Below are 4,527 nucleotides of genomic sequence, written 5' to 3' on the forward strand. Positions count from 1 at the left end.
AATCTACAAGTGACAGACATTATAAGTCCCGGAGATCTCCCCCGCATCGACGATATCATCCAGACCTTTATTCTGAATAAACAGGCTTTCTTTGAGATTGATCTGGTCAGACGTGATGGTTCGGTCCTGCCGGTAGAGGTGAATGCACATCTCTTCTCATTACAGGACAAACCAGTAGCCCTTGCGATCGCACGAGACATTACTGAACGGAGGCGGATTGAAGCAGAGATCCAGGAAGCTCTGCTTAGACTCGAATACATCCTTGAGTTTCTTCCTGATCCGGTTTTTGTCCTTGATACGAATGGCACCGTTACTGGATGGAATCGCGAACTGGAAGACCTGACCGGTGTATCAAAACTGGAGATCCTTGGAAAAGCAGGATACTCTCATACCATGGCCTTATATCATGAAACGGCCCCGATTCTTCCTGATTATATTTTGAACCGTGATCCTGGGATTCTAGCCAGGTATAAAAACCCGGTGATAGATGGGGACACCATCATGGTTGATATTCAGACCCGAAACCCTGTTACCAAAGTACTGATGTGGTTCTGGATAAAGGCTGCCCCGCTTTATGATATCCATGGCAATGTAATCGGGGTTATCGAGACATTGCGTGATATCACTGCCAGAAAACTGATGGAACTGGAGATTAAACGACAAAATGAGATCTTCGAAGCGATTAGTCAGGCGGGGTCTAATATTCTGCAATCCACCTCGTTTCAGGACTGCGTCTTAAAAACCATCCGGCTCATCGGGGAAGCCGCAGATGTAAGCGGGATATGTCTCTTTGAAAATAAGGTAAATACTCCTCTCTTGACCTCAATTCCTTTCAGAGGGTCCTGGTTCTCTGATCCGTACTCGTATGAATTTTCGCGGTTTTACCGTGGATATGAGCATGATGAATCTGGGTCATATGCCCTTATTCGTGATCTGGTAGCAGAAGGGAAAACTGTTTTCAGACTGATAAAAAACCTCCCTGAAACTGATCAGGCAGTTTTTGAATCCGCTGGGATCGCTTCTATTTTGCTAGTACCGGTGATCATAGACGGAGATATCAGGGGTTCGGTCGGATTTCTGGAGAATAAATTTGAAAGGGTCTGGAGTAAGAAGGAGATCTACGCAATGGAGATCGCCAGTTCACTCATTGGCAGTACTATTGTACGGTTTCAGACTCGTGAAGCACTTGCCAGAAGTGAGCGGCAGTTCAGGACTCTGGCACAAAATATTCCCGGTATTGTATTCCGTATATCGCTATCTGACTCTGATGTGGAGTTTTATAACGATCACTTCGAGACCCTGACCGGTTATTCATCAAAAGAACTTGCCAGTGGTCAGATCAGTTCTTTAATTCCGTTAATTCTTGCAGAAGAGAAAGATCAGGTTATTCAGACCAAGATGAATGCGATCATATCTGGTCAGCCCTATGATCTGCAGTACAGGATTATTGATAAACAGGGCAGAGTCAGAGTGCTGAGTGAGCGAGGCAGACCGGTATCTGATGAATCAGGGAAAGTGGTAAGCATTGATGGTATAATTCAGGATATTACCGATCAACAAGGATCATAGCAAAAGGCAACTCTTCAATTCTCTTCTGATGTTCAGAAGGGTGGTTTCTCACCTTGAAAATAGTTCAATGAAATTTCCGGATGGAGACCCTGAAACCGTTCTCCACCGGTATTCATCCGGTCTTTTCTTTTACACTCCCTTTCCGTGATACAACCCGAATTGATACACCGTTTACTACCGGATCTCCGGTGACAATATACCGGTGTATCACCTGACCGAGTACTTCAACGATATCTCCAACTCTTACATCTTCACGGGGGGTTGTGAACATTTTTACCGGGATGGATCCTGTACGGTCACCGACGATGAAATGTGGCCGGTTCAGGGATCTGAATCGCACTTCTTCAACTACTCCTTCAATTCTGATCGGTTTGGATATCATCTTTTCTGATATTTCCCTGATCTTTACGCTCCTTGCTTCCTGTTCGTACATCGGAGTGAGTCCTTCATACTCCTTCTGGCTCATGTAATTGAGCAGCATCGGGATAATGAGCAGGCAAACCAATGTCGGGCCCGCCCAGATAAGTGTTCTGAACTCACCGGTAATCAGGATGTACCAGAGAAGAAAGATCGCAAAGAAACCGAACACACAAAGATGAAGAACTGAAGGCCTAACTGGCAATGAACGAATTTGCATTATGAAAAAAAGGAATGGGTTATTCAAGTGCCTCGATCTCTTTCTTGAAAGCGATCCAGTAAATGACACCAACAAAGAGAAGTCCACCAACGATGTTACCGATGGTAACTGGGATGAGGTTGGCAGTCCATGCGGTTACCCAATTTACAGTCTCAACCTTTGCAGGAGTGAGATTGGCTATCTGGGCATCACTCAGGTATCCTCTGGTCATAATGGCTGCTGGAATAAAGTACATATTCGCAACGCAGTGTTCAAACCCGGTTGAAACGAAGGCCATGATTGGGAACCAGATTCCAAAGAACTTGCCTACCGCATCATCCGCACAGATACCAAGGAGAATTGCCAGGTTAACAAGCCAGTTGCAGCCGACTCCTTTCAGGAATGCAGACCACATGCCTACCATACCAACGTAACTTACCTTGGCAATACCAATACCCATGGCCCGCAGTCCGAATGCATTGACTGTGGCGAGTCCTGCAGCATTCCATGATACAAACGGTCCGTTTGCCATGATATATGCATAAAAGACTGAACCAATGAAGTTACCGATATACACCCAGATCCAGAGGTTCATGACTGACATCCAGCTGATCTTGTGGATGAATGCTGCAAGAGGTGCAAGCATTGCGTCACCGGTAAAGAGTTCTGCACCGGTCAGAACGGTGATAATAAGCCCAACAGGGAACACTGCTCCCAGAATGAGCTGGCCCATACCTGCGCCGAGATTGTCAGCAACAGCGGTTGAACATACGGTCGCCAAGGCTCCTCCCATGGCGATGTATGCACCGGACATAAAGCCCCGAAGGACCATGTTCCACCACTCGAGGCCAACTTTGTACTTGCCTGCTCCTGCTCCTTTTGCAATTATTTGCACTGGTGGATGAAATACCATTGTTTTGTCACACCTTCACAGATTACCTAACCAATACCACACAAAAATCTGGTTAGGCTTAAAGAATAAGTATTTTGTGATAGTATTAAACACTTTTGTTTTGTTTGGGGCAATTTATGGCTTTAAAATCCAAAACAGAGTTAGAATTACAGACTTAAAAATTTCCTTAAAAGTCTTTGCCGAAGAGCGCTGCACCAGATCCCTCTCTTTCATCATATTTGCTTCCGTGTCTCCTCCATGTGATCAAACGATTGATGACTCTGTTCATTGTATATACTGAGGGCATGATTTCATCAGTTATTCAGGTCTTACAATCTCTCTCTTGGAAAGAAAAGATCATCACGACAGTAATTCTTCTTCTGGTATGGGGCGGAGTTGTGGTAGCAGTTACCCTTTCCCACTATGAAATTATTAATGATCCCGGTACCTTCTTCTGGGGTTGTATTGCAGGAACGCTGGTTTTATCGTATCTCTCTCTTAAAAAAGAAAAACTCGACGTTGTATCCCTGCTTACTCCGGTTTATGCGGTCATTATCTTTACCGCTCTTGATATTCCTCCAACCCTTTTTCTTCAGATATTATTTGCTGCCTCTATTACTGCCCTGGTGATCAGGCTCCATATGCAATTTTCAGTTTCCGGGAGAGTGGAGTGAATCATCATACCATATCTCCGATGGATATCTAACCCTGCGGTAATAACTCATACGCATATTTCTCAAAAATTATGATGATTCTGTATTACTGGTTCAGATGAAGAGAGTCACTCTTATCCCACCGATCATTGCAGATATTGTATACCTTGCGGTAACTGGCGTAGCCGGTGTCCAGTTTCTTGAAGCCTCATTCTGTCCTGATTGTGCCGGGCTTCTGATCAGCCATGATCTCAAACAAAGACGGTTCTCAACCGTCCTGACTCCTACAGGTCCCGATCAAATATATGTGCAAGTGAAGCGTTTCCACTGCAGGGAATGCGGGCGGCTCTGTTATGCAGATGCACCCTTTTATGAAAATAGCAGATTTGGATCACCGGTTGTTGATCTCTGCGTTGCACTCTCAAAGGATTTTACATACTCCCAGACTGCAACGATCCTTAAGAACATTGGCATTGTTATTGATCGGGGAACGGTGCGCAAGACCGTACTAGCCCACACTCATGAGATTGATCTTGCAGATCTCTTTGGGATCAGGCTTCCCCGTTCTGTTCTCTCACTCTCAACTCTGATGACCGATGCAGATCCGTTACGACCAATTTCCGGGCGGGATGTGCTTCAGGCATGCGGATTTCCTGTATCCTGATCAATAACTCGTAATTTTGAACCGGATCCAATAAGAAACCATTATTGGCATAACCGATGACCTCAGATGAGAGGATCCTTATGGAACTGAACGGTGTAACGATTGATAACACATTTGCTGAAGGATTTCCCAT

Annotated in this window: 5 protein-coding genes; 3 read left to right on the forward strand and 2 right to left on the reverse strand. The window is 45.1% G+C overall.

Annotated elements, in window-relative coordinates:
• The coding region (locus LUQ50_RS13615) for a PAS domain S-box protein (RefSeq protein ID WP_300040576.1) at positions 1–1,569 on the forward strand (1,569 nt) is incomplete at its 5' end.
• Positions 1,570–1,681: 112 nt separating this feature from the next.
• Here the strand turns inward: LUQ50_RS13615 and LUQ50_RS13620 are convergent.
• Both LUQ50_RS13620 and LUQ50_RS13625 read right to left on the reverse strand, forming a co-directional pair.
• Positions 1,682–2,158 (reverse strand): nucleotide-binding protein, encoded by a 477-nt coding sequence (locus LUQ50_RS13620; protein WP_367279017.1) that lies wholly within the window; start codon positions 2,156–2,158, stop codon positions 1,682–1,684.
• Positions 2,159–2,225: 67 nt separating this feature from the next.
• Positions 2,226–3,098, reverse strand: a complete 873-nt coding sequence (locus tag LUQ50_RS13625; protein WP_300040580.1) for a formate/nitrite transporter family protein — start codon at positions 3,096–3,098, stop codon at positions 2,226–2,228.
• Positions 3,099–3,382: 284 nt separating this feature from the next.
• Between LUQ50_RS13625 and LUQ50_RS13630 the strand changes: the two genes are divergently transcribed.
• Positions 3,383–3,751: a hypothetical protein gene (locus tag LUQ50_RS13630; protein WP_300040582.1), complete on the forward strand. Its 369-nt coding sequence runs from the start codon at positions 3,383–3,385 to the stop codon at positions 3,749–3,751.
• Positions 3,752–3,848: 97 nt separating this feature from the next.
• Positions 3,849–4,394 (forward strand): hypothetical protein, encoded by a 546-nt coding sequence (locus LUQ50_RS13635; RefSeq protein ID WP_300040584.1) that lies wholly within the window; start codon positions 3,849–3,851, stop codon positions 4,392–4,394.
• Positions 4,395–4,527: the final 133 nt, after the last annotated feature.

The sequence above is a fragment of the Methanospirillum sp. genome (genome assembly GCF_028679455.1).
Taxonomy (GTDB): domain Archaea; phylum Halobacteriota; class Methanomicrobia; order Methanomicrobiales; family Methanospirillaceae; genus Methanospirillum.